Raw genomic sequence first — 26,951 nt, 5'->3', positions numbered from 1 at the left:
CCCAGCCTTGGAGAGTTGCCGTGGACGATTTCTTCGGTTTTGTCGCTTTTGTCCTAATTTTGGTGCCCATCGTCATCATCGCGATGCTGACCGTTCTAATGGGCCGCCAAAGACGTAACCAGGATGACCTTAATCAGACCTTGCGTAAGATAGAAGCGGCGCTGCGCGAAGACCGCAAACTGCTGCGCGAGCTGGCAAAAGCGCGAGAAATGCCCGCAAGCGAAACGCCGCCGCAACCCGCCTTATTTGAGGCGCAAACACCGGCAACGGCACAGGTGATATTCGACATTACCGACAGCCAACTGCCTGCGGAAAAAGAGCCGCCGAAACCCGCAACGCCGCCGGAACCGATTGCAGAGCCAGCCCAGGAAAATCCCTGGAGTCAAAACACCTGGCAACCCGCAGAACCCAGCCGTTTCGAACTGGCGGCGCAGAAAATCCTCAAAGAAATCTGGAACTGGATCATCGTCGGCGAAGGCCATCGGCCCGAAGGCGTGGCGATGGAATATGCGGTGGCCAGCAACTGGCTGCTGCGTATCGGCGTGTTGATTTTGGTGACCGGTATCGGCTTTTTCCTGAAATATTCCATCGACAACGGCCTGCTTGGCGAACAAGCGCGGGTAGCCTTATCAGTGCTGGCCGGTGTCGGCATGATTGTCGGCGGCGTGCGTTTGGTCGGCGGCACCTACCATCTGTTCAGCCAGGGTTTGCTGGGCGGCGGCATTGCAGTGTTGTATTTCAGCGTATTTGCCGCGCACAGTTTTTATCATCTGCTGGACGTCTATCCGACTTTTGCATTGATGATTTTGGTGACCGCCTGCGCGGCGTTTTTAGCGATCAAGCTGGATTCCATGCTGGTAGCGATATTCGCCATCATCGGCGGTTACTGCACGCCCATCATGCTCTCCACCGGCCAAGTCAATTTTCCCGGCTTGTTCAGTTACATGCTGCTGCTCGGCGCCGGCATCCTGGCGATCAACTGGTACAAGCAGTGGCACTTGTTAAATTTCCTGAGCTTCTTCTTTAATTACCTGTTGTTCTTCGGCTCGATGCAAAACTATCCGGTCGAGTATTTCTGGCAGGTGTTGCCGTTCTTGACGGGTTTTTTTGTGCTGTATTCGACGACGGTATTTTTGTTCTGCTTGGTCAACCAAAGCAAATCGACCTTACTGGATTTGATTGGCCTGATCGTCAATGCCGCCATCTTCTTCGGCACCGCCTATCATCTAATCGACGACGCCTACGGGCAAATCTGGACTGCCTTGTTAACCGTCGCGCTGGCGGCGTTCTATGTCGGCCATGTGTATTACTGTCTGGCGCGCAAGGTGGCAGATAAAGAGCTGCTGATCAGCTTCATCGGTTTGGCGGCATTTTTTGTGACCATAACCCTGCCCTTGCTGCTGTCCAATCAATGGATCACTGTCAGTTGGTCTTTGCAGGCCTTGGTGATGCTGTGGATGGCCGGCAAACTGCGCAGCGCGTTTTTACAACAAGTGGCGTATCTGCTTTACGCGCTGGTGCTGGTCCGTTTTTGTTTCATCGACTTGCCCGGCCAATACGGCATGCAAATGGATAGCCAGCAATCGTTCGGCGCCTTCTTGCTGGGCCTGCTGGAACGGGTGATCAGCTTCGGTATCCCCATCTTGTCTTTGGCCTTGGCGTATACGCTGATCGAAAAACCGGCGCCCGCCTCGCCACTGGCTTGCGATGCCGGCAACGATGTGCCGCTATGGCTAAAAGACAATCTGCTGTTGCAAATCATCCTGCTGATCGGCGGCGGGCTGTTGTTTGTGGTGCTGCAACTGGAATTGTTCCGCAGCTTTGCCTATCTGTATCCGCCCTTGCAATTGCCGGTGCTGACCTTGGTATGGCTGGCCATGTGCTGGCTATTGTTGACCCGTTACGTAGCCGGTACGGGCGATTGGCTGTTACAAGCACTCAGGCTGTTCCTGATCGGCGTGTTCCTGAAGATGCTGTTGTTCGACCTGCCGTCCTGGGATTTGACGCTGGGCCATATAAGCGTCGGCGACAGCGTCTGGACCTTGCGTTACGGCGGCGGCTACTCGTTTGAATTAGCCTTGATGCGTTTCCTGGATTTCGCAGCGACGATAGCCTTTTTACTGTTGGCCTTACGCCGCCTGGCCGACCACGAAACCGACAGCGGCAATATCCGCCAATGGCTGGGCGGTGCGGCACTGGTCTTGTTATTTACCTTTTTAAGTCTGGAAATTAACTCGCTGTTGTATCACTATGTGCCGGGTTTGCGTTCCGGTGGCGTGTCGATCTTGTGGTCGATATTTGCGTTGACCTTGGTGTTCAACGGCATCAAGCGGCAAATCGCCGCATTGCGCCTGGTCGGCTTGGCGCTGTTTGCCCTGGTAGCCTGGAAGGTGTTTTTCATTGACCTGGCCCGGCTGGAACAAATTTACCGGATCGTCGCCTTTATCGTGCTGGGCATGCTGGCACTCGGCGGCGCGTTTTTTTACATGCGTTATCAACAAACTTTTATCGGCAACGCCGAAAACAAAACATGATCATGATCGCCAAATTTGCAGTGTTATGCTGCCTGTTTTTGACTCAGGCTTGGGCCAACGAAACACCGGCTTACCGGTTCAGCCGGCCGGTGCTGGCCCAGGATAACGGGCAACAAAGCCTGCTGGCCGTGCCGTTGGACAGCGCGGTGTATGCCAACACCGCCGCCGATTTTCGCGACTTGCGCCTGGTCGATCAAAACGGCGTCGAAACCCCGTATTTGCTGCAAAAAATCGCCAGCCAAAAAACGGTCAGTAAGCGCGTAGCCAGCACCAGTAAAACCATCGATTTGCAAAAATTCGGCGACGAGGACGAAGGCTTCGTCGTGACCGTGCAACTGGACAAAAAAGCCGCCAACGCTGATGGCCTGAGTCTGATCACCGACCAGCGCGACTTCGAATACGCCTTGCAAATTCACGGTTCCAACGACGGCGAGAATTGGCAACTGCTGGTCGAGCGCGCGCAGATTTACGATTATTCGCGTTATATGAGTGTCGGTAACCGCGACGTCGAATTGCCGGCGAATAGCTTCCGGCAATTCAAAATCGTCGTCGCCAAAGCCAGCCAGACCCGGGTTGCCGAACTGTTGGAACTGACCCGCACCGTGCGCGGCAGCGAGGAAGTGCAACGCCAGGAAACCACGCAACAAATCAAGGAACCGCTGCATGTCGAGCGCATCGAGCTCTGGCATAACGCCAGCGAAACGGTTGCCGACGCCGATCAGCAATTTGATTACCCGGCCGGTTTTAAAATCAAACTCGATGCCGCACAAAAAGCCACTATCATCGACGTCGACACGCTACGGCAACCGCTGAACGGTTTGAAGCTGCAAATAATGACCCCAAACTTCAGCCGCCAGGCCGAAGTACAAATCCCGCTGACGCAAGGGCTGGAAACCCAAATGCGCACCATCGGCACCGGCACCTTGGAAGCCCTGCATTATCAAGACATCAACCGCGAACAAACCACCATCGGCTTTCCGGAACAACGGCAAACGCGCTACCGCATTGTGATTCGTGACCAGGACAACCCGGAACTGCATATCAACACCGTCGCCGGCACCGGTCCCGGCTACCAATTGCTATTCCTGCCGCAAACCGGCCTGAGCTACCAAATCAAATACGGCGCCGAAGCCGCCGAGGCGCCGCACTATGACACCGCACCGATCCAGGAATTATTACGCCGCGGTTACCAGAGCAATCGAGCCGGATTGGGGCCGGAAGCCGAGGCCACAATCGGCGAACAACACTTCAATGTCGCTAAACTGCTGAACAGTTCGTGGTTTCTGGGCCTGGTCATCACCTTGATGGTGATCGTGCTGGCGTGGAGTTTGTTTCGGGTCGGCAAGCGCGTTGCCAATCTGTCTGATTCGACTGAGCGGAAATGAAGTGCGCTGTGATACCCCAACAAATAAAAAAATGGGCGGATAAGCCTAACGTCATCCGCCGATCAACATAAATTAAAGCAATGCCTTAGTGTCTACACTTGGCATCGCTTCGCCCTACTCCCCTTTTACGCTAGCTTCGCGCGATGGAGGGTGTGGCGGCGCGACTTGGCCAGTATGCCCAGCAAACCGCCCAGGAACAGCCAAGCCGTAGTCGGCAGCGGCACGGCGGCGACCCGCAGACTGCCGTTGGTTGCCAAGTTGGAAAAGTCGAGTAGCTTGCGGTCTATGCCGGCGACGCTGATGCGGTCCGGGTTTAAACTGCCGCTGAAGCCGGCGAAGTCGAATAACTTGAAAACATCGCCGGCGACCGGCGTGAAGTTACCGCCGAACACCAAGGACAGGGTGCCGTTAAAATCAAAATGGCCGATATTCAGTAATTGATCGTATTGGCTGCCCGGCTGATTACCGAAGATTTCCATCGTCAGCACCGAACTGGCACCAAAGCGGAGGCTGCCGCCGTGGAAGTCGATGGCGGCCGGGCTGTTGCCGGGATTGTAGCCGCCGCGAAAAACAACGTTGCCGCCAAACCCACCGGCACCGTTGACATCGTTCAGGAAAGTCAAGGTGCCCCTCGATCCAGTCACCAGACCGTTGTTGGTGAAGTCGCCCAGAATGCTGGCGCTACCGGTGTAGCTCAGAGTGTCACCGTCGCCCAAATCGATGCCGTTGATGCTGCCCAGTTCGCCGCCCTTGCCCAAACTGGTGGAGACGCCCAACTGGGCTTTATCTTTATCCAGCAACGTCACTTGATTTGAGCCGACATCAAGCTTGCCGCCAAATTCGAAACCTTGATTGGAATTGACGTTGCCCAGCACCAGTTTGCCGCTATTGGCGCGGATGGTGTTGGCCGCCGTGCCGCCGCTCACTGTCGTTGTCAGCGTGCCGTAACCGGACAAGGTGCCGATGTCGTTCATATCCAGATGGCTACCGTTATGGAAGACGATTAGTCCGCCGTTCACTGCCAGCGTGCCGGCCTTTAGCGAGCCGCCGTTTAGCCATAATAGACTGCCGCTGTTGACGTTCAGGCTGTTGGTTACCGCCAAGGTTTTGCCGCTGGTCAGGATGGTGGCCGGGCCAAAAATCTCATTGCGGCCCAAGGTCACGCCGTCGGCACCGGTGATGCTCAAGATGCCGGCGAGCCAGTTAAACTGCCCGCCAGGCCCAGGGCGAACGTCGTCTTGATTGACGACTTCGAGCGTGCCGCCGTCCAGATTCACGACGCCGGCTCTTAAAATTCGGAAGCGTCCGCCAACCGAAACCAGGCCCTGGTTTTCGATGTTGAGCAATCCCCGTCCGTTAGAGCCGATGATCAGATCGCCTTGGTTCCACCATTGCGAGCCGTCGCCATTGACCATCACCTTGCCCAAGCTGCCGATGGCATTGCCGATGACCGCGCTTGCGCTTTCCACTTTTCCGCCATTTTCCACATTCAGCGTGCCGGTGCCTTGATTGCCTAACGTTAGGCTATCCCGGATAGTCCATGTCGACCCTTGGCCTTTGATACTTGCCTCCCCCACACCGCCACTGGCATTGCCGATAGTTGCTCTGTCACTTTTCACGCTGCCGCCGCTATCGACGACTAAGCTGCCATTACCCTGATCGCCGACAAACAGCTCGCTTTTGTTAAGCCATTGGGCGCCCAAACCCTGCACGTTTACCCGGCCGATACTTTGCGATTTTGCGCCGACGTAACCGAACTGGTTGCTGACGGTGCCGCCAGGACCGACGAGTAACTCACCTCTGCCGCCGCGCTCGTATCCAACCGACAAATTGCCGATGCTCAGCATACTGGAGCCCGAGTCCTCGATTAAAACTTTGCCCTTGCCCTGATTGCCGATAATGGTAGATTGGCTTTCCATGCTCCCGCCCTTGACGATATTCAATTCGCCCGCACCTTGATCGCCGATAACGCTTTGGCCGCTTACGACTATGCCGCCGTTAGCGATTTTCAAACTGCCTTGGCCAGGCGAACCAATAAACAGGCTCTGATTCGTCCACCGCGATCCGGCGCCGTCGATGGTGACTAAGCTGGGATGCATGGAGTTACCGCCACCTATGGTGCTTTTGCCGGAGTTCAACACACCACCATTGGTCACGCTCAGCGTGCCTTCACCAAGATAGCCAATGTGCAGATCGTTACTATTGGTCCAACTCGATCCCAGGCCATCGATAGCCACTTGGGCACCGTTGCCGAGAGACGCCGTCTTGCTGATCACCGAGCCGGAATCGAGGATATTCAGGATGGCTTTGCCGTGCGTGCCTATATTCATGTTCCCGCTATTGGTCCATTTCGATCCCGAGCCTTGGACGGTCATTTCCGCCGTACTTCCCTGGCCGGCGCCGATGACGGCCGAAACACTGTCCAGCGTACTCCTGCCTTTCACCAACAATTGTGCTTGTCCGGTTTCGCCGAGAATCAATGGGTTATTGCCTGCGGAAACCCTGGCGTAGCGTAGCAAGGTCAGGGAATGGTCGCGCAAACCGGCGAATTGATTCACTTGTAAAAAGCCGCCGGGGATATTGCCGCCATCCCAGATCTGATCGGCGCCGATAATGATCGGCATATTGATGGTTTGCAGATTGCGGCTGGCGTTGACGATATTGCCGATGCTGACGATGCGATTGCCGTTTAGGGTAAACGCCCTGGCGTCGGCCGCAAAGGTAATGCCGTTGATGTCCAGATCTTCCGGGCCGTCGTTAAGCGGTGTCAACCGGGTATTGCCTTTGAAGACCAAGCTATCGCCGGTGTTCGGCAGTAATAATGGGTCGTTGTTTAGCCAGTTGGTATTGGGATGAAGGAAATCGTTGTTCGAGAAAAACCAACTGTCGTTGTCGCCGCTGCCGTCCCAGACTAGTTCGTAGGCAAGAACGGGCGAGGTCAAAAGGCTATTGGCTAGGATGCCGGCCAAGGCCAGCGCTAATGGGTGGGCTTTGAAACAAGGGCGGGACATGGTGCGGCTCCTGAGTAAACGTAAAAAGTGTGGTCTCGGAGGCGGTTAGTGGCTAACCGATGTCCGATGGTTAGCGTTTACTGTTCATTTCTTGTGCCAATTGCCGCGTGTTTGCGGCTATTGCCCTGTAAGCGATTGTTTTAAGGTTGTTTTGGTTTTGTCGTTTAAGGCAATTAAGGTTGGCGGCAATGAGCCGGCGGGCAGAAGCGGCGACGATATGTCGTTCGAGTGACGAAATATCGTTGATTGCCGGGCCGATCAGCCCGGTATGCAAGGCCTAGCTTTTCGCTTTGGTCAACATACTGGTGTTTGAATGGTAAGTGGTACTTACACCACTGCTGGCGTTGCCGGGACGTGGTTCCCAAACTCCCGTTTGCAAACCAGAAAAAGCAGGATTTCAGGCTGTTAAAAATCTTTTCCAACGCACCTTATTCAGCCATCAACCCGGCGATTTGGGCTTTGGCGTTACATTGGCCGATGGCCTCGGCTATCTGAGACGGCGTGAGTTTATGTTTAACGGCAACCGTTCCATGCCAATCGAATGCTTGATATTCCTTTTGTGCAAATGTGGCGATCTGGCATTTTTTAGCGGGCGAGTTGGCAAACGGCATTGGGCTATCGGCCGGCAAGGGTTCCATGCCTTCCGAGCTAGGTGCGTAAATCAAAAAATCGCCGTTCATCGCCAGGACTGCGCGGTATTGCTGGGCGGTGGTGAAATACAAATCACCGACCGCAATATCAGCTTCTTTTAGCCACAGATTTTTGTTTTTCTTAGTCTTTTTCATGGGGTGATTCATTTAAACAGGTCTGGGGATTATCAAGTGTCGGGATTAGCGCGCAGTTTGGCCAGAATAAAATCGGTGTGCGAGACGCCAAGCAGGTCAGCAATCTTCCGCACCAGATACTCCTCTTGCGGGTCGATAGCACCGTCGGCGTAGGCGATTTGCCAGAGGGATTTAACAAACTTTATCTTTTCCTCAGGACCAAGGCATTGGTTGATTGTTGAGGTAAATTCGTAATAATCAACCGCCTGCTGACGCTTGTGTTCCGCTTTGGCCATCAAGGCCTGAGCCTGTTCAGTGGAGAGCGAAAAACACTTTTGCACCAAGGACAGAATCTTGGTCCGCTCGACATTCTGACAGACATCATCCATGGTCATCATTTCTGTCATTAAGGCAGTCAAAGCCTCTTGAAGCTGTGCTTCCGCAGCCTCCGGTGGCGGTAAGGACAGGTGTTTTTCAAAAAACAGTTTAATTTGCTCAAGCATATTGGGTGTGGCATACGTTGCAGATAATTAAATAACCCGTTAATCCTATTACACGGCCCTATTTCCGAAGATTGTCATTCCGCCCAGGATCGCCGTAATCCAAATGCCATCGCGTGGTTAAGGCAGCAATAAGAAACCGGCAATAAAGTGAAATCTCCCAAGCTAACCAGCCTAAGCGTAATGAACACTCAAACCGCCAAAATCGACAATCACAAAGCCAAGTTGCCGAAAAAGCTTTATATCGCAACCGATGGCTCGTTGAAGTCATGCGTTACCGGGCCATTGCTGGAGCTGCCTATCGATTTTCAGGCGTGGCCGCCAATGGACACCAGCAACATCGTTTTGTTTGTCAGCAAAGCCGCTTAGTCTCGCTACAAACCCGGGTATTTTAGCGGTTTGCCCTTGGTTACGCTGAAAGCGGGCCTTCAGCAGCAAACACCTGGATTCGCTGCCCATCCAAGATCAGCAGCCCTTCACTGGCTTGATTGCTCCCGGCGATTCAGCATCAGGTGGGCAAGACGATTGCCGGCTTCAATCAAAGGGTGGATCACAAAATTGGCGCCCGCTTTTGATAATTGCTGCTCTTCCACACCGTGATAACAAATACTGCTGATCTGCCCCGCGAAACCGCGCTTCCTAAGCTGAGCCACAGCAGTCAAACGCACCTCGAATGCCGGCACCGTCAGGATGATGCCTTTAACCTTATGCAAGGGTAAACCGCTCCATAACTCGGTGTCCTCGGCGTCCCCGTAGAGCACGCGGCGGCCGGCGGCAAGATGATATTCCAACACGGTAGGGTCGGCATCCAAGCCAACCACCCGCTGCTCCTGCTGGCACAGGGTTTTATAGACCACGCCACCGGTTCGGCCCATGCCTATCACCAGCCATTCGGCGGCGCCGAACGAATCCGGCAGGCGGTCCGGGTGGTCGGACTTTCTTTCAAACCTCACCAGCAGTGGCTCTACCCAGGAAAACAAGCGATGGGAATAACGGTTTAACGGTGCGGCAATGGCCAGCGAACCGGCCACCGCTAAACTGATGATAGCGTTCCATTCCGCTGGCAACAGTTGAGCTTTGACCACCGCGCTGGTGGTAATCAGCGAAAATTCGCTGTACGTCGTCAAGGCCAAGGACGATACGAAAGCAGTACGCGCCCGGAGTCCGGCGACCACAAATAGACCAAAGAACAGCGCACATTGCAAAGGCAACAACGCCAGCAATTGCAAAGCGTCCATAATCTGCGCCCGGTTCGGTAAGTCACTGACACCAATCTGCAAGAAGAACGCCACCAAAAACAGCTCTTTCAAACCCCAGAGTCTGTCGCTTAACTCCTTGATCCTGGGATGATTAGCCAACATCACGCCGGTCAACAAAGCGCCAATATCCCCGGCAATACCGACACTTTCCGCGGCGACGCCGCCGGCCAACGCCAGCGTTACCCCCAACAGCAATTTCAGTTCCGAAGATCGGCTGACCGACAATACCCGATGCGCTATCGGCCGTAACAGCGGCACCAGTAACAAAGCCAATGCCCAAGGCGTAGGCTGCCTACCTTCCGCCAGCGCCAGCAAACCGATTGCCACGATGTCCTGCAAAATCAGAATACTCATGACATCCCGACCATGCAGCGACGACAATTCGCCGTTATCTTCCAGCACCTTGATCGCCAACACGGTGCTGGAAAACGCCAAACTGAGCCCCAGCACCAAGCCGCCGGTCACTCGCTGCTCTAGCCACAGAAACACCAGCGCGGAAATCAACGCCATCAACATTAAATGCAAGCCACCGACGCTAAGCACTTCGCGACGGATCAGCGAACTGGGCTTGAGTTTTAAACCGACCGAAAACAACAATAATTCAATACCGATCTCCGCCAAATGGTGAAGATCCGGCAATACCGCAATGCCCAGGGCATGCAGTACGTAACCAGCGACCAAATAACCAACCAGCGGCGGAAAAGACAGGCGGCTGGCTACCAAACCAGCGATATATGCCGTACTAATCCAAGTTAATTCCATCATATCTATCAACCAAAATAAAAACGCCGTTTAATATATCGGGATCGTAACCTGTTTTAAAAGGTTACTGGCTAATTTTTAAACAGCTACGCCACTTGCGCCTGGATTTTCCGGACGATCTAGGTCCAACTATTTTCGCGGAAATCCCAAATTTTAGCCGTCCGAGCAAGCCCATCATCTGTACAGAAGGTTGATAGGCCGAGTGTTTTACCGCATCATCCCTATCGATTCGCCCTCCCCCTTTTTACCGGTACGCACCATGAAACACCCCGAATTCCCGTTAACCGACGAGCTGATTTATCTCAACCACGCCGCCGTAGCCCCCTGGCCGAAACGCACCAGCGCAGCGGTGATTCAATTTGCCGAACAAAACAGCCAGTTCGGCTCGCATTACTATCTGGATTGGTTGAAAAAGGAAAACGAAATCCGCCGCCAATTGCAGACCTTACTGAATGCACCCTCGGCTAACGATATTGCACTGGTGAAAAACACTTCAGAAGCCCTGTCCTTCGTCGCTTTTGGCTTACCGTGGCAAGCCGGTGACAACATCGTCTCCAGCAACGAAGAATTCCCGTCCAACCGCCTGCCCTGGCAAGCCCTGGCCGAGCGCGGCGTCGAGTTTAGAGAAGCCGATTTGCACAGTGCCGCAACCCCGGAAGATGCCTTGTTTGCACTGGTGGACAGCAACACGCGCTTGCTGACCATCAGCTCCATCCAATTCGCCTCCGGCTTACGCATGGATTTGGAACGCATCGGCGAATATTGCCGACAACGCGGCATTTTGTTTTGCATCGACGCGATTCAAAGCTTGGGCGCGGTGCAATTTGATGTGCAAGCTTATCACGCCGACTTCGTGATGGCTGATGGGCATAAATGGCTGTTCGGCCCAGAAGGCCTGGGGGTGTTTTATACCAACCCGGCCGCACGCGACCGGCTCAAGCTCAGCCAATATGGCTGGCACATGATGAAAGACACGCATAATTACGAAAACCTGCCATGGGAGATCCATCCCGGCGCCCGCCGTTTCGAATGTGGCAGCCCGAACATGTTAGGCATTCACGCCTTGTCCGCCAGTTTGTCTTTATTACTGGAAACCGGCATGCCCACGGTTGAGGCCCTGGTTCTGGAACGCAGCAACTACCTGCGCGAAGCCATCAGCGCCAACGCCGAGCTGATTTTACTGTCGCAGCGGCACAGCCGTTTGCAGTCCGGCATCATCAACTTCAAACACCGATCCATTGACAATGAAGTGCTTTATAAGCATTTGCAAAAAAATGGTGTGGTTTGTGCCCTACGCGGCGGCGGGATTCGCTTTTCGGCGCATTTTTACAATACATTGGCGGAATTGGATCGGGCGCTAATACTGGCCACAGCGGTTTCGGAATGACGTTCGCCGAACTGTATTGGTACGAATATTATCGCTAACTTTTGCCTGATTAAACGGGCCGAAGGCATAGACAGCCGCTTTGGCCAGACTTCCATAGCACCCGTGCGGGTTTCCGGCCGCTGCGAGGGCGTCCTAAAAAGTCCCGGCGGCATATAAAATTCCCGCGTCTGCGTCCCCCAATATCCCGAATGCACATCCGGCGGGCAGGAAGGCGCCGCCAAGCAGTTTAGCGGTGCCGCCACAAGAACCTGCGGCACCACTGGACATCTCGTGATAGCCTTCCGGATGTTTTTACATGCCAACGGCGCGCTATAAAATGCGGTTGCAGCCACGGGAAGTGTGGTCTCAATCATTTGATGAACACATTACCGTCGATTGATCCCAATAATTGATCACGGCTACCAGAACAAACGTCTTGTTACGGAGCAGGACCAGCACCTAATTTTTTATATAAAAATCGCAGATGCGCTTGGTCAATGGACAAATTCTGTTTGACCGGCATCATCAGTTCTACCTTTCCCCTACCCCTTTGTGCAGTTTTCGCAAGCTATCGGCTTCGTTAGACTCAACCCTCAATACAGTCACCACCCCAAACAATTAGGAGAATTGAATGAAAAAGACACTGTTTCCGGCGATCGGAATGTTGCTTGCCGGTTTGGCAAGCTCCGGCCATGCTGCCGTCACCACCATCGATTTCAACAGCATTGCTTTACATCCCACCAATCACGAAATTTCAGTGCCCAAACCCTATCTGGAAGACGGCTTCAAGTTGAGCACGCTGGCCGGGGTGTCATTCCAGTTAAGCGGTGGCACCCTCTACGCGATCATGCCTGCCAGCCCTTATTGGACCGGCAGCGTCGGTTTGTATTCCGGGGTAGTCACCAATCAAGGTAGCGTCTTTTTACTGGAAAAACAGGATGGCGGTTCGTTTGACTTACTCAGTATGGACGCGGCGTCGTTTTGGACCATTGCCAGCGGCCGGCAGTTCTCTGTTTATGGCTACCCGCAAGCCGGCGGCTTCGTCAGCCAGTCATTCCTGCTTGACGCGACCACAAATACGTTGGAAACCCTTTATTTCAACGATTCCTTCAAAAACCTGAATAAAATTATCTTCAGCTCGACCTATGCGCAGGTTGACAACATCAAACTGGGCCTTCCTTCGCCGATTTCGGCCGTACCAGTTCCCGGCGCGGCATGGCTGCTGCTGAGCGGCTTAGGCTTCATCAGTCGACGTAATATCGCCAAGGCATTACGCTGGTCCCGTTAAACGCCACTGGTTAATTCGTCGCGTTTCAAGACAGTAAGGCTAAATCCACAGGGCGGCAATAGACAAAGGCATATTTCGCCCTGTGGCGGCGGTTTACATGCGGCGCAATACCCGCAGGCTATTGCGTCCTTGACCACGAACTACCGTCAATCGGTAAAACAATTCAGCCATCAATCCCGAATTCATCCCGCCAAAGCAAGAGCAAGTTTCCCAACAGAAAAGCCTTCTTGATCAACAAATTCGATTGAGTTTTATGTTTTCTTAACGAATATTCAAAGAATTTTTACGACATTTTTACCCGCCAATCGGTAGATTGTGACTCAGGCGATCAGCGGCAAAACCGCCAAAATTTTGGACTGTTTGACGTATTCGCCCGTCTAAAAAATGCTTAAGCATCTTTGCAGGAGGTCTATATGAGCGGGATTTATCTATTAAGCGGCGGCTTGGCGCTGCTGGTGTTTATTTATCTAGTGGTCGCGCTGTTTTATCCGGAGAAATTCTGATGAACGAAACCGGCTTCCTACAAATTTTTATCTATCTGCTGGCCTTACTGCTGCTGAGCAAGCCACTGGGTACGTACATGGCACGGGTGTATCAAGACGAATCCATCGTGGGCAACACTTGGTTTGCCGGGCTTGAGCGCGGACTTTATCGGCTGTGCGGCATACAAATCCAGCAAGATATGCGCTGGCAGCAATATGCCGGTGCTTTGCTAATTTTTAACTTGCTGGGTCTGCTGGTGGTTTATGCCATGCAAACCTGCCAAGACCTGTTGCCGCTCAATCCGCAGGCCCTGCCGGCCATCAGCTCCGACTCAGCTTTAAATACCGCCATTAGTTTTGCCACCAACACCAATTGGCAGGGCTATGCCGGTGAGGCCAGCATGAGTTACCTCACGCAAATGCTCGGTTTAACGGTGCAGAACTTTTTGTCGGCAGCCAGCGGTATGGCGGTACTGGTGGCTTTGATACGCGGTTTCAGCCGGCGTAACACCAACGGCATTGGCAATTTCTGGGTGGATATGACGCGCTCGACGCTGTATATCCTGCTGCCGCTTTCGTTGCTACTTGCTGTCGTCTTGGTGGGGCAAGGCGTGGTGCAAACCTTTGATCGTTATGCCACCGTCAAGCTGCAAGAACCGCTGACTTACTCGGCACCAGCGCTTGATGCGGATGGACACGCTGTACTGGATGCACAAGGCCAACCCGTCACTCAAACCCAGCAAAGCCAGGCACAAACCCTGGCCTTGGGCCCCGCGGCCTCGCAAATTGCCATCAAGCAGCTTGGTACCAACGGCGGCGGTTTTTTTAATGCCAACTCGGCGCATCCTTACGAAAACCCCACCCCGCTGAGCAATTTTTTGGAAATGCTCGCCATCCTGTTAATCCCCGCCGCGCTGTGTCATACCTTTGGTTTTTTGGTCGGCGATAGCCGGCAAGGCTGGGCGCTGTTGGCAGCGATGACACTGGTGTTTGTGACGCTGGTGTTCGTCACCGTGCCCGCCGAACAACACGGCAATCCGGCGCTGGCGAGTTTGGGCGTGGATCAAGCCGCGTCCAATCAACAAGCCGGCGGCAATATGGAAGGCAAGGAAGCCCGCTTCGGCATCGTCAATTCCGCACTGTGGGCAGTAGCGACCACCGCCGCCTCCAACGGCTCGGTGAACGCTATGCACGACTCGTTCACCCCCATCGGCGGCATGATCCCGATGTGGTTGATCCAGCTGGGCGAAGTGATCTTCGGCGGCGTGGGCTCGGGCCTTTACGGCATGATCGTGTTCGCGCTAGTGGCGGTGTTTATCGCCGGATTGATGATAGGCCGCACGCCGGAGTATTTAGGCAAAAAGATCGAAGCCTTTGAAATGCAGATGGCGGCGGTGATTATTTTAATCCCCCCGCTCTTAGTGTTGGGCGGCACGGCGTTAGCCTTAATGACCGAAGCCGGCAAGGCATCCATCCTCAATCCCGGCGCCCATGGCTTTAGTGAAGTGTTGTATGCGTTGTCCTCGGCAGGTAATAACAACGGCAGCGCCTTCGCCGGTTTGTCGGCCAATGTGCCGTTTTATAACTACTTACTCGGCTTGGCAATGCTGGTATCGCGTTACGGGTTGATGATTCCGGTATTAGCCATCGCCGGCTCGCTGGCCGCCAAAAAACATGTGCCGGTCGGTCCCGGCACCTTACCCACCCATACGCCCTTGTTCGCGGTGTTGCTGATTATCACGGTGTTAATGGTCGGCGCGTTGACCTTTGTGCCGGCGCTGGCCTTAGGCCCTATCGTCGAGCAGTTGCACATGCTCGCTCATTCTTGATTTCATAGCAGGTAAGCATATGACTCACAAAGCGCTCTCGTCTTCCTTATTTGACCCTGACCTGCTTAAGCAAGCGGTTTGGGAATCCTTTAAAAAACTGACGCCGCAGCAACAATGGAAAAATCCGGTGATGTTTGTCGTGTATCTGGGCAGTTTGTTAACTACGCTGTTATGGCTGCAAGCTTTGGCCGGTGATAGCGAGGAATCCGCCAGTTTTATCTTAACTATCACGGTCTGGTTATGGTTTACGGTGCTGTTCGCCAACTTCGCCGAAGCGGCCGCGGAGGGCCGCAGCAAAGCGCAGGCGGCTTTCTTGCGCACCGCCAAGCGCGATATTGCCGCCAAGAAGCTGGATGAACCGCGTTACGGTAGCAACTACGCCAAAATCGCCGGCTCCAGTCTGCTGAAAGGCGATGTGGTGCTGATCGAAGCCGGGGATTTCGTGCCGGGCGATGGCGATGTCATCGAAGGCGTAGCCTCGGTGGACGAAAGCGCTATCACCGGCGAAAGCGCGCCGGTAATCCGCGAATCGGGCGGCGATTTCAGCTCGGTGACCGGCGGCACCCGGGTATTATCGGATTGGCTGGTGGTGCGGATTTCCGCTAACCCCGGCGAAACCTTTCTGGACCGGATGATTTCGATGGTGGAAGGCGCCAAGCGGCAGAAAACTCCGAACGAAATTGCCTTGACTATCCTGCTGGTGGCCCTGACGCTGGTGTTTTTGATGGCCACGGTGACTTTGCTGCCCTTCTCGTTGTATAGCGTGGAAACGTCCGGTGCGGGCCACCCAATTTCGATCACCGTGCTGGTGGCTCTGTTGGTGTGCTTGATTCCCACCACCATAGGCGGCTTGCTGTCGGCGATTGGCGTCGCGGGTATCGGCAGAATGATGCAAAAAAATGTGATCGCCACCTCCGGCCGCGCGGTGGAAGCGGCCGGTGATGTGGATGTGCTGTTGCTGGATAAAACCGGCACCATTACCTTGGGCAATCGGCAGGCTGCGGCATTCATTCCCGCCAAAGGCATCAGCGAGAAGCAGTTGGCCGATGCCGCGCAACTGGCTTCGTTGACCGACGAAACCCCGGAAGGCCGCAGCATCGTCGTGCTGGCCAAACAAAAGTTTGGTTTGCGCGAGCGCGACGTGCAATCCCTGGGCGCGACTTTTATCCACTTCAGCGCCCAAACCCGGATGAGCGGGGTCAACTTCCCCTCCCCCCAGCCCTCTCCCGAAGGGCGAGGGAGCGAAAACATGCGGCAAATCCGCAAGGGTGCCGAAGATGCGATTAAACAGTATGTGACCGAACAAGGCGGCCGCTTTCCCGAAGAAATCCAAAAAATGGTCGTCGATGTGGCGCGGCGCGGCAGTACCCCGCTGGTGGTAGCCGACGGCAAACAGGCCCTGGGCGTCATCGAATTAAAAGACATCGTTAAAGGCGGCATCAAGGAACGCTTCATCGAACTGCGGCAGATGGGTATCAAAACCATCATGATCACCGGCGACAATCGCCTGACCGCTGCGGCGATTGCCGCCGAGGCCGGCGTCGACGACTTTCTAGCGGAAGCCACGCCGGAAGCCAAGCTGGCCTTGATTCGTCAGCACCAAGCAGATGGGCGATTAGTGGCTATGACCGGCGACGGCACCAACGATGCTCCGGCACTGGCGCAAGCCGACGTGGCGGTGGCGATGAACAGCGGCACCCAGGCCGCGAAAGAAGCCGGGAATATGGTCGATCTGGATTCCAACCCGACCAAATTGATCGAGATCGTCGAAACCGGCAAGCAAATGTTGATGACGCGCGGGGCGTTGACCACCTTTAGCGTGGCCAACGACGTGGCGAAATATTTCGCCATCATCCCGGCCGCCTTTGCCACCACCTATCCGGCTTTGAACGTTTTGAACGTCATGGGTTTGGCCACCCCGGCCAGCGCTATACTGTCGGCGGTGATATTCAATGCGCTGATCATCATCGCCTTGATCCCGCTGGCTTTGAAAGGCATCAAATATCAGCCGCTCGGCGCTGAAAAACTGTTGCAAAACAATTTGCTGGTCTACGGTGTCGGCGGCTTAATCGTGCCGTTCATCGGCATCAAGGCGATTGATTTGATACTGGTAACGATGAATCTGGTGTAGGAGAAAAACATGATTAGCTACTTCAGACCTGCCGCAACACTGCTACTGTTGCTAACCATCCTCACCGGCGGCCTCTATCCGGCGCTAATAACATTATTGGCGCAAAGCGTCTATCCGACTCAGGCCAACGGTAGCCTGATACAAGATGCGCAAGGGCAAGCTGTCGGCTCTGCATTAATCGGTCAAAGCTTTAGCCAGGCCCGCTATTTTTGGGGCCGGCCGTCGGCGACCACACCCTACCCTTACAATGCCGCCGCCTCCGGTGGTTCCAACCTCGGCCCGACCAATCCGGCCTTGAGCGACGCGGTAAAACTGCGCATTCAAGCATTACAGCAACTCGACCCGGACAATCCTGCTCTGGTGCCTGTGGATTTGGTTACCGCATCCGCCAGCGGATTAGACCCGCACATCAGCATTGCGGCGGCCCATTACCAAATCAAGCGCGTAGCCAAAGCGCGCAAATTGCCGGAAAGTGTCGTTCGGGATTTGGTCGAATCGCATAGCGAGCCAAGGCAATGGCGAATATTCGGCGAACCTAGCGTCAATGTCTTGAGTTTAAATCTGGCTTTGGACGCCTACTCGCAAGCCGCCAGACCATGAACGAACAACGCCTGGATCCCGATCAACTGCTGGCCCGCGTCGAACGCGACAAAGCCAAGGCCAAACGCGGCCGCCTGAAAATATTTTTCGGCGCGGCGGCCGGGGTCGGGAAAAGCTATGCGATGTTGCTGGCGGCACGGGAACGCCGCGCGGAAAATCTTGATGTGATCGTCGGCCTGGTGGAAACCCATGGTCGCGCGGACACCGAAGCGCTGTTGGCGGGCTTGGAAATCCTCCCAACCCGCAAGATCGACTACAAAGGCGCCGTGTTGCAGGAGTTTGATATTGATGCGGCCTTAAAACGGCGGCCGGCCATCATCTTGGTCGACGAATTGGCGCACACCAACGCCCCCGGCTCGCGCCATCCGAAACGCTGGCAAGATATTCGCGAATTGCTGGAAGCCGGGATTGATGTGTATACCGCGCTGAACGTGCAACACCTGGAAAGCCTGAACGACGATGTAGGGCAGATTGCCGGCATTCGTATCTGGGAAACCGTACCGGACACAGTATTCGAGGACGCCGACGAAGTCGAGCTGGTGGATTTGCCCCCCGACGAATTGTTGCTGCGCCTACGAGAAGGCAAAGTCTATTTGCCGCAGCAAGCCCAACACGCGATTCAGAATTTTTTCCGTAAAGGCAATCTGATTGCGCTACGCGAACTGGCCTTGCGGCAAACCACCAATCGCGTCGACGCGCAAATGCTGGATTATCGTGAAGACAATGCGATTCGCGAAGTCTGGCAGGTCAACGAAAGGCTGATGGTGTGCATCGGCCCGAATGTGCTGGCTGAGCGTCTGGTCAGAGCCGGCAAGCGCTTGGCGACCAGCCTGCGTTCGGCCTGGATCGTGGTTTACGTGGAAACGCCCGAATTGGCGCGCTTGCCCGCCGAAAAGCGCGACGGGATTTTACGGGTATTGCGGCTGGCGGAACAGCTTGGCGCCGAAACGGTGACGCTCAGCGCGCCGGAGATGAGCGAAGCGCTCATCCGCTTTGCCCGCGAACGCAATATCAACAAAATCGTAGTCGGTAAGCCCAGCCGACGCGGCTGGCGGCGCTGGCTGTTGGGTTCTGTGGTCGATGTATTGATCAGCCACGCTCACAATATCAATATTTACCTGCTGGGCAGCCCGCAACTGGGCGAACGCGAGGAACTGGAAGCCGAGCTGTCTTTATTCAAGAAATCACCCCTGCCCGGCCTGCGACAACGCATCCCCAGTAAAACTCGCCGACGCTATCGCGGCTATCTGTGGGCGATGGGAGTGACCTTGCTCTGCACGGCGGTGGGCAAGATGTTGTTCGGCAAGGTGGAACTGGCCAATGTGGTGATGGTGTATTTACTCGGTGTGGTGTTTGTCGCCACCCATTTCGGGCGCGGGCCGTCGGTGTTGGCCTCCTTGCTCAGCGTCGGCGTATTCGACGTGCTGTTCGTGCAGCCTTTCTACAGTCTGTCGGTAGCCGATAGCCAGTATCTGATCACGTTGTTGGCCATGCTGGTGGTGGCTTTTGTCATCAGCAATCTGATGGTCAACGTCCGCGCGCAGGCCAAGGTTGCCGCGCATCGCGAACGCCGCGCCGCGGCCTTATACGCGATGAGCAAGGAGCTGGCGGTGGCGCAAAGCGAACAGCAAATCGTCGCGACCGCCGTTAAACATCTATACGCCGAATTCAGCAGCCGCAATGTCATTTTATTTGCCAATCCGGGCGGGCGGCTGGTCTATCCCAAACAACACAGCCTGCCTCAATCTTTGCGCGGCACGGATTTGAGCGTGGCGCAGTGGGTCTACGATCACAACGAAATGGCCGGGCACGGCACCCATACCTTACCCGGCAGCGCGGCGATTTATTTTCCGATTCAAGACGAAGACAAAGCCATCGGCGTATTGGCGCTGTTACCGGTCAATTTACGCCGGGTGTTTTTGCCGGAGCAGCAAAAATTACTGGAAACCTTTTTGCGGCAAATCGGCCAGGCCGTCGCTCGTTTACGCTTTGCCGAACAGGCCAAATCGACACAATTGCAAATCGAAGCCGAACGGCTGCGCAACTCCTTACTCAGCGCCATTTCTCACGACTTGCGGACCCCGTTGTCGACGATCATTGGCTCGGCCAGTGCCTTAGTCGAAGACGAAGGCCATTTACAGGCCCAGCACCGGCTGGAACTCGGCCGTGCCATCTATGACGAAGCCGAACGGATGGCCAATTTGGTGAATAATATTCTGGACATGGCTAGACTCGACGCCGGCGTGGTGGAATTAAACAAACAGTGGCATCCTGTCGAAGAAATTATCGGCACCGTCCTAACGCGCTTGCAAAAACACCTGGCCGGCCGAAAAGTCAGCGTCAGCCTGCCGCCGGGTATTCCGCTGGTATTTGTCGATGCGGTGATGATAGAGCAGGTGTTGATTAATCTATTGGAAAACGCCGTGCGCTATACCGCTGCGGGCTCCGAACTTGAAGTGTTTGCCCAATACGTCGGCAATACCATGGAAATTTCGGTCGCCGATCACGGCCCCGGTATTCCCAAAGGTCTGGAGGATAAATTGTTCGAGAAATTTTACCAAGCCCGTCATGAATCGGCGCAAAGCGGCGTCGGCTTGGGGCTGGCGATTTGCCGAGCCATTGTCGAAGTGCATAGCGGCCGGATTCGCGCTAACAACAAACCGGGGGGCGGTGCGATCTTTACCTTCGCGCTACCCAACGACGAATCCCCTCCGCTTATGGAGCCGGAGGAATGAACATAATCCCACTGGATTTTGGCCATGGCTAAAACGCATCCCGTTATTATCGTGATCGAAGACGATCCACCGATCCGGCGCTTTTTGCGTACCAGTCTGGCGACGCACGACTTTGCGGTATTCGAAGCCGAGACCGGCAAACAAGGCCTGATTGAAGCCGGCGTGCGTAAACCGGATTTGCTGATTCTGGATTTAGGCTTGCCGGATTTGGATGGCGTCGAGGTGATCAAGAGTGTGCGCAGCTGGTCGGCCGTGCCTATCATCGTGCTGTCGGCGCGCAGTAACGAACAGCAAAAAATCGACGCCTTGGACGCCGGCGCGGACGATTACCTAACCAAGCCGTTTGGATTCGGCGAGCTGTTGGCGCGCATACGGGTGGCTTTGCGACATGCCAGCCGACCGGCGGAACATGCTCAGGACGAGGTGTTTGTCGTCGATGCACTGAAAGTGGATTTACGCAACCGGGTAGTCAGCGTCGATGGCAACGACATTCATCTGACGCCGATTCAATACCGCTTGCTCTGCGTGCTGATCAAGCATGCCGGCAAAGTTTTGACGCATCAGCAAATTTTGAAGGAAGTTTGGGGGCCGTCGTATCAGGAAAATCCGCATTATTTACGGATTTATATGAGCCAATTGCGGCAAAAGCTGGAAAGCGATCCGACTCAGCCGAAATATTTGCTGACCGAGTCGGGTGTGGGCTATCGCTTTAAAGTGGGTTAAGCGGCAACCTCGGTCTGATCGCCGCAGTGCGAAAACCGAATCAATATCCCACTTCTACCCGGTTTCTACCGCGTTGTTTGGCTTGATACATCGCGGCATCGGCTCGTTTGAGCAAGGATTCCGGGCTATCGCTACCTTTTAAGGCTGCAACGCCCAAACTGGCGGTAAGATTCAACACGTCCATGCCATAAGCCAAAGTGTGCGATTCAATATCTGCGCGGATGCGCTCGCCTATCACCATCGCACCGTCGATGTCGGTATCGCTCAGCAAAATCACAAACTCTTCGCCGCCGTAACGAAACACCGCGTCGCTGCCGCGCACACTGTCTTTCAACCAGCCGGCCAATGAGGACAGAGCCAAATCGCCGCAGGCATGCCCGTAATCGTCGTTGATATGCTTGAAGTGATCGACATCCACAAAAATCACCGACAAATGCTGCGAATTACGATGCGCACGTTTGATTTCGCGCAGCAAACAGTCGTTAAACGCGGTGCGGTTATTGGTTTTGGTTAAAGGGTCGGTGAATGCCATTTTCAATGCTTGCTGAAACAAAGTGGCATTTCTTAGCGGGTAAATCAGGCAACACAACAGGCTTTCCAGCATTTTTAATTCGTCTTTGCTGAAGCGATTGCTACGGGTTAGTTTCAACTCGCCCAGCTGCTGCTCTTCGACTTTTAGGGCATAGCTGCAAGAGTGGCGGGCCATCACGCCGCGTTTGAATTCCAAATCGAAATCTTCGTTGATGTATTCAAAGCCGTTATGCGGAATGGTATTTTGAATTTTGTCGCAGAAAATGGCGATCAACTCGTTGAATTCCAATGAAGTCTGCAAAGCACTACTGATATCGTAGTGATGCAAATTGACAGCGGTTGACGCTTCAAAGGTTTTATTACTGACTATCGCTAAATCGGCTGCTTTATCTCTCATGACGGTTCCCCGAGTCTTGAATCAAACTTCAAGGAGAATAAAGCCAAGAGCGTGCCAATTATTTTATAGCTATAAAATACAATTACTTAAACACAAACAACCGCAGTTTTCTTCAGCAAGCGGCAATTTTCCGCCGCTTAGCTGCCGCCGCCTCTCTTTGCCGACTTTTAAAACAAACCCAACTGTACTTGCGCGACTTCCGACATCATTTCCCGCGACCAAGGCGGATCTAACACCACTTCGACATCAACCGAACTAACGCCGGGTAAGGCGCGGATGCATTTTTCCACGTCGCTTTGGATGACCGGGCCCATGCCGCATCCGGGCGCGGTCAAGGTCATCTGAATATGCACATCGTTGCCACCATCGGCGTTAGGCTTGGCACTGCAATGGTAAACCAAACCCAAATCGACGATATTGACCGGGATTTCCGGGTCGTAGACGGTTTTCATCACTTCCCAGCAGTTTTTTTCCACCGCCTTGCTGTCGGTTTCCGACACCAGCGTATGCAAATGCTGGGTTTCCTTGCCCAAGGCATCGGCGTCGATACCGGCGATCCGTACCATGTGGCCGTAATCGGTCACCACGGTGTAATTACTGCCCAAGGCCTGGTGTATTGTGACTTCCTGGCCTTTATTCAAAGTGCCGTGGTTACCGTCCGGAATGGTAACAATGTTGACGTCGCGGGTTAAAAATACAACTTCTCTGTCTGCCATAAGTTTCTTAAGGTTTGAAAGTTTGGGCGTCAATAATTTGACCGGTCTTGCCGATACTGGCGTCGCTGAATAAGTAAACATACAGCGGGTCCAAGCTGTTCATGCTCGGCAGCCTGGTTTTATCTTCGGCAGGGAAAGCTTTCTTCCGCAAAGGTGAATCCACCGGTCCCGGTACCAAAGTATTAACACGGATTTTTCCTGCTGCTTCCAGTTCCGCGGCCAAAATCCCGGCAAGACCTTCCAGCGCGATTTTCGCTACGCCGTAAGCACCTGAATAAGCCTGGACTTTACGCGCCGAGGAATCGGAAATAAACACAATAGAAGCGTGCTCGCTGCGTTGCAGCAAGGGCAATAACACCCGACACAACAGGAAAGGCGCACTGAGGTTGACGTTTAAGGCATGTCCCCAATCCTTGGTTTTGTAATTGGCGATGGGGCTGTAAGCGCTAAACTCCACGGCCGCATGCAATACGCCATGCAAAGCGCCGTAGCGCTGGGCTATCGCTTCGGCCATTTCTTCGTATTGCGCTTCACTGGCACCGGCCAGATCGAAGGGATACATCACCGGTTCCGGGCCGCCGGCAGCCACAATCGCATCGTAGACTTTTTCCAGCTTGGGGATGCTTTTATCCAACAGAATGATTTGCGCGCCCTGCCCGGCTAATGCCAGCGCCGCCGTGCCGCCCAGACCGCCGCCGGCACCGGTAATCAGTAAAACCTTATTGCTTAATGACATAAATTAGCGTGTATCCATTCCATCAATTGTGGCGGCTGTTCGATCAAGGCGTCGGCACCCCAGGTGTCGGGCTGATCGTCGCTTTGCAAATAACCGTATAGTGCCGCCAGGGTTCTCATATTCGCGCGTTTACCGGCGGTAATGTCGTGTATCGCGTCGCCGATATACACGCAATTTTCCGGCAACACCCCGGCTTGGCGGCAAGCGGCCAGCATCGGTTCCGGATGCGGCTTGCTATTGGCAGTGGTATCGCCACTGATAATGCAGGCGGCTCGGTCGCTGAGTTGCATCGCCTCCATCAAGGGCACGGTAAAACGGGACTTTTTATTGGTGACTACGCCCCACTTCAAACCCAGTTGTTCTATCGCTTCCAAACTATCGGCAATCCCCTGGAAGAAGCGGCTGTGTTCAGCGATATTCTGTTCGTAGGTATCCAGCATAAAGGCCAGCATCTGCTGCGCCAAGCTGTCTTCAACGCTAACGCAATGCTTGATCATCGGCATGGCACCATGGGAAATGAACGGACGCACTGACTCTGTTGGCGCTTCCGGAAAACCGTGGGCCAGCAGCGTCTTGTTCAAACAGGCGATCAGATCGGGTGCGGTATCGACCAAGGTCCCGTCCAGATCAAACAGCACGCAATCCAGTTTAAATCCAGTCATGCTGCGTTACTCGGGGCGCTGAAACGCCGCTATATAGTTGACGTCTATATCTTTACCCAAACTAAAGCGCTTGCTAAACGGACTGTATTCGATACCGACCATCCCTTGCAGTTCCAGTCCGGCGTTTCTAGCCATTTGCCCAAGCTCGGAAGGTTTGATAAAGGTTTTATAGTCGTGCGTGCCTTTGGGTACCATTTTCAGCACATGCTCGGCCGCGACAATTGCCAGCAACCAGGCTTTCGGCACCCGATTCAATGTCGAGAAAAACACCATGCCGCCGGGCTTAACCAGTGTTGCGCACGCGGCAATGATGGATGCCGGATCAGGCACGTGCTCCAGCATTTCCATGCAGGTGACATGATCGAAGCCGGCCGGCTGTTCCTCGGCCAGTTGTTCGGCGCTGATTTTGCGGTAACTGGCGTTGACGCCGGTTTCCAGGCCATGCAAATCGGCAATATCCAGCAAGTCTTCGCTTAAATCCACACCCAAGGCATCCGCGCCGGCTTTCGCCAAACCTTCGGTAAGAATCCCGCCGCCGCAACCGACATCCACCACCCGCTTGCCTGACAAATCGGCGTATTGCTGAATGAACTGCAAACGCAAAGGATTGACGTCATGCAAGGTTTTAAATTCGCCGTTCGGATCCCACCAACGCTCGGCTTGCGAGCCGAACTTATGAATTTCGTGAGGATGTACGTTTTCTGTCGCTGTCATAATGCCAACCTGTTCATGGGGCTATAGTTTACTGTATTACTAGGTTATTCGTCATGCGCCAACTTCCGGCCCTGATGTTGAATTCAGTACCACGGCTTAAATGGCCTGTCACAAGGCTTCTTGGCGACTTATAAAAAAACGATTAATTCGCTGGATGTTCTTGCAAGCGTTCTTGCCAAAGTGTGACTTTTTGTCGCAGAGCCGGAACATCAAACGAGGTCAATTCGCGCTTGCGCAGCAACTGCTTGCCGTTAATCCAAACATCAGTCACCTGATGCCGGCCGGCGGCATAGACGATTTGCGCCAGCGGATTAAACAAGGGTTGAGTTTCCAGTTCACTCAGATCTATCGCTACCACGTCGGCCGCTTTGCCGATAACCAGTGAACCGATTTCAGCGTCCAAACCCAAGGCCTTGGCGCCGTTAATAGTCGCCATTTCCAACGCTGTCGTCGCCGATACCGCGCTGGCATCGCCTGCTACCCCCTTACCCAGCAAGGCTGCGGTACGCATTTCCGACAGCATATCCAGATCGTTATTGCTGGCGGCACCGTCGGTGCCCAAGGCCACATTGATACCCGCAGCCAGACACGCCGACACCGGACAAAAGCCACTAGCCAATTTCAAATTGGATTCCGGGCAATGCACGATGTGGCCGCCGGTTTCCGCGTAAAGTTGGATGTCCTCGCTGGACAATTGCGTCATATGCACCGCTATAAACGATGGCGTCAACAAACCCAGTTCATGCAAACGCTGTAGCGGCGTTTGGCCGTTTTTACCTTTTTGCTCATCGACTTCGTGCGCGGTTTCGTGCAAGTGCATATGCACCGTCAAGTTCATCTCGTCGGCGTAGGTGATGACATTACGCAACGGTCCGTCCGACACGGTGTATGGCGCGTGCGGCGCAAACGAGGTGCTGATCAAAGTTTCGTGCCGGAGTTGCTCGTGCAGCGCCAAACCCTTGGTCAGATAGGCATCCGCGTTTTCCGCCCAGACGGTCGGAAAATCGAACACGATCAAACCGATATTGGCGCGTATGCCGTGTTGCATGGCTTGCTGCGCGACGATTTCCGGAAAGAAATACATGTCATTAAAACAAGTCGTACCGCAGCGCAGCATCTCGGCAATCGCCAGATCGGTGCCATCTCTGACAAACGCTTCGCTGACCCATTTTTGTTCGGCCGGCCAGATATGGTTTTGCAGCCAATCCATTAAATGCAGATCGTCGGCAATTCCGCGCAGCAAGGACATCGCTGCGTGGGTATGGCAGTTAATCAAACCCGGAATCAGTGCATGCTGATCCAACACTTCGAGCTGTCGGGCTTGGTACTTTGACATGGCCTGCTCGGTCGGTAACAAATCGACAATTCTGCCGTCATCTATCACAAGACTGGCGTGCTCATGGATTTCGGACGCCGGCTCTACCGGTATTATCCAACGGGCTTGAATGAGAAGGTCGACCAGCATGGGTTCTCCCGATATGCAAAGCGGCGATTATACCTCGTTAGCCAGCTTGCTCGCCTGCGGAGAACAGCGCAGGCCGCCACCCACTCCGACCCACACCCCGATTTAATTTTGTTGAACGTCATGATGCCGGAATGGGACGGGGGCGCTTTACCGTCTCGCCTGCGCGAAAACCCAACCCCCGCGATTGTATTGACACGGATCGCAGCCAACGGGAAGTCAATATCCCCCGGCAGTAAGTGCAAAAACACCTTAAAATAGCACTCGTACAACGGACTACCGCCGCATCTGATTTGCCTTTTCAACGCAAATTGGCCGCGCTTTTACCTCAAGCGCATAGGGAAAAGAGCAGTTGCCGGGCATT

21 protein-coding genes are annotated in these 26,951 nt (G+C 54.3%); 11 read left to right on the top strand and 10 right to left on the bottom strand.

Translation table 11 applies throughout. From position 1 onward, the window contains the following. Positions 1–20: 20 nt before the first annotated feature. Together ACMXD4_RS08575 and ACMXD4_RS08570 are read left to right on the top strand one after the other, a co-directional pair. Positions 21–2,534: a DUF2339 domain-containing protein gene (locus ACMXD4_RS08575; RefSeq protein ID WP_415880487.1), complete on the top strand. Its 2,514-nt coding sequence runs from the start codon at positions 21–23 to the stop codon at positions 2,532–2,534. Between the two features lie 2 nt (positions 2,535–2,536). Beyond that, the gene (locus ACMXD4_RS08570) at positions 2,537–3,919 is read left to right on the top strand and encodes a hypothetical protein (RefSeq protein ID WP_415880486.1); all 1,383 of its coding nucleotides are present in this window, start codon (positions 2,537–2,539) and stop codon (positions 3,917–3,919) included. A 125-nt stretch (positions 3,920–4,044) separates the two neighbouring features. On the opposite strand, the gene ACMXD4_RS08565 is transcribed toward ACMXD4_RS08570, so the two are convergent. The 3 genes from ACMXD4_RS08565 to ACMXD4_RS08555 form a co-directional block, all read right to left on the bottom strand. Further along, entirely contained in the window at positions 4,045–6,930 is a 2,886-nt protein-coding gene (locus ACMXD4_RS08565) for a hypothetical protein (RefSeq protein WP_415880485.1), read from the bottom strand. A 428-nt stretch (positions 6,931–7,358) separates the two neighbouring features. Then, entirely contained in the window at positions 7,359–7,715 is a 357-nt protein-coding gene (locus tag ACMXD4_RS08560; protein ID WP_171695834.1) for a hypothetical protein, read from the bottom strand. A 32-nt stretch (positions 7,716–7,747) separates the two neighbouring features. Then, complete coding sequence (locus ACMXD4_RS08555) at positions 7,748–8,197, bottom strand: TerB family tellurite resistance protein (RefSeq protein ID WP_415880484.1); 450 nt, start codon at positions 8,195–8,197, stop codon at positions 7,748–7,750. A gap of 180 nt (positions 8,198–8,377) precedes the next feature. Here ACMXD4_RS08555 and ACMXD4_RS08550 point away from each other — a divergent pair, with 180 nt between their 5' ends. Next, complete coding sequence (locus ACMXD4_RS08550; protein WP_033155258.1) at positions 8,378–8,563, top strand: hypothetical protein; 186 nt, start codon at positions 8,378–8,380, stop codon at positions 8,561–8,563. Between the two features lie 107 nt (positions 8,564–8,670). Here the strand turns inward: ACMXD4_RS08550 and ACMXD4_RS08545 are convergent, their stop codons facing one another. Further along, entirely contained in the window at positions 8,671–10,218 is a 1,548-nt protein-coding gene (locus ACMXD4_RS08545) for a cation:proton antiporter (protein WP_415880483.1), read from the bottom strand. A gap of 256 nt (positions 10,219–10,474) precedes the next feature. Here ACMXD4_RS08545 and ACMXD4_RS08540 point away from each other — a divergent pair, with 256 nt between their 5' ends. From ACMXD4_RS08540 to ACMXD4_RS08505, 8 genes are all read left to right on the top strand, one after another. Then, positions 10,475–11,602 carry an aminotransferase class V-fold PLP-dependent enzyme gene (locus tag ACMXD4_RS08540; RefSeq protein WP_415880482.1) on the top strand — a complete coding sequence of 376 codons (1,128 nt, stop codon included), beginning with the start codon at positions 10,475–10,477 and terminating at the stop codon, positions 11,600–11,602. A 610-nt stretch (positions 11,603–12,212) separates the two neighbouring features. After that, complete coding sequence (locus tag ACMXD4_RS08535; protein ID WP_171695836.1) at positions 12,213–12,869, top strand: hypothetical protein; 657 nt, start codon at positions 12,213–12,215, stop codon at positions 12,867–12,869. A 413-nt stretch (positions 12,870–13,282) separates the two neighbouring features. Next, positions 13,283–13,372 carry a potassium-transporting ATPase subunit F gene (locus ACMXD4_RS08530; protein ID WP_033155269.1) on the top strand — a complete coding sequence of 30 codons (90 nt, stop codon included), beginning with the start codon at positions 13,283–13,285 and terminating at the stop codon, positions 13,370–13,372. Further along, the gene (gene kdpA / locus ACMXD4_RS08525) at positions 13,372–15,180 is read left to right on the top strand and encodes a potassium-transporting ATPase subunit KdpA (protein WP_171695837.1); all 1,809 of its coding nucleotides are present in this window, start codon (positions 13,372–13,374) and stop codon (positions 15,178–15,180) included. Before ACMXD4_RS08530 ends, kdpA begins: the two co-directional genes overlap by 1 nt. Before the next feature lie 19 nt (positions 15,181–15,199). Then, positions 15,200–17,311, top strand: a complete 2,112-nt coding sequence (gene kdpB, locus ACMXD4_RS08520; RefSeq protein ID WP_171695838.1) for a potassium-transporting ATPase subunit KdpB — start codon at positions 15,200–15,202, stop codon at positions 17,309–17,311. A 9-nt stretch (positions 17,312–17,320) separates the two neighbouring features. Beyond that, a complete protein-coding gene (gene kdpC, locus ACMXD4_RS08515; protein WP_415880481.1) occupies positions 17,321–17,911 on the top strand; it encodes a potassium-transporting ATPase subunit KdpC in 591 nt (196 codons plus the stop codon). Further along, positions 17,908–20,646 carry a DUF4118 domain-containing protein gene (locus ACMXD4_RS08510; RefSeq protein WP_415880480.1) on the top strand — a complete coding sequence of 913 codons (2,739 nt, stop codon included), beginning with the start codon at positions 17,908–17,910 and terminating at the stop codon, positions 20,644–20,646. The genes kdpC and ACMXD4_RS08510 overlap by 4 nt, the downstream gene beginning before the upstream one ends. A 24-nt stretch (positions 20,647–20,670) precedes the next feature. Then, on the top strand, positions 20,671–21,369 hold the full coding sequence (locus tag ACMXD4_RS08505; protein WP_171695841.1) for a response regulator: 699 nt from the start codon (positions 20,671–20,673) through the stop codon (positions 21,367–21,369). A gap of 40 nt (positions 21,370–21,409) precedes the next feature. Here ACMXD4_RS08505 and ACMXD4_RS08500 read toward each other — a convergent pair whose 3' ends face one another. From ACMXD4_RS08500 to ACMXD4_RS08475, 6 genes are all read right to left on the bottom strand, one after another. Continuing rightward, positions 21,410–22,297, bottom strand: coding sequence for a GGDEF domain-containing protein (locus tag ACMXD4_RS08500; RefSeq protein ID WP_171695842.1), 888 nt, complete (start codon positions 22,295–22,297; stop codon positions 21,410–21,412). Between the two features lie 167 nt (positions 22,298–22,464). Further along, the gene (gene sufT / locus ACMXD4_RS08495) at positions 22,465–23,013 is read right to left on the bottom strand and encodes a putative Fe-S cluster assembly protein SufT (RefSeq protein WP_171695843.1); all 549 of its coding nucleotides are present in this window, start codon (positions 23,011–23,013) and stop codon (positions 22,465–22,467) included. Between the two features lie 7 nt (positions 23,014–23,020). Next, complete coding sequence (locus ACMXD4_RS08490; RefSeq protein ID WP_171695844.1) at positions 23,021–23,749, bottom strand: SDR family NAD(P)-dependent oxidoreductase; 729 nt, start codon at positions 23,747–23,749, stop codon at positions 23,021–23,023. Continuing rightward, positions 23,740–24,411 (bottom strand): HAD family hydrolase, encoded by a 672-nt coding sequence (locus ACMXD4_RS08485; protein WP_171695845.1) that lies wholly within the window; start codon positions 24,409–24,411, stop codon positions 23,740–23,742. Before ACMXD4_RS08485 ends, ACMXD4_RS08490 begins: the two co-directional genes overlap by 10 nt. A 6-nt stretch (positions 24,412–24,417) precedes the next feature. Next, a complete protein-coding gene (ubiG, locus tag ACMXD4_RS08480) occupies positions 24,418–25,125 on the bottom strand; it encodes a bifunctional 2-polyprenyl-6-hydroxyphenol methylase/3-demethylubiquinol 3-O-methyltransferase UbiG (protein WP_171695846.1) in 708 nt (235 codons plus the stop codon). 142 nt (positions 25,126–25,267) lie between these two features. Next, positions 25,268–26,590, bottom strand: coding sequence for a TRZ/ATZ family hydrolase (locus tag ACMXD4_RS08475; protein ID WP_171695847.1), 1,323 nt, complete (start codon positions 26,588–26,590; stop codon positions 25,268–25,270). Positions 26,591–26,951: the final 361 nt, after the last annotated feature.

The organism is Methylomonas sp. TEB (assembly GCF_047777895.1).
Classification (GTDB): Bacteria; Pseudomonadota; Gammaproteobacteria; order Methylococcales; family Methylomonadaceae; genus Methylomonas.
This window is presented reverse-complemented; position numbering and strand designations above follow the sequence as displayed.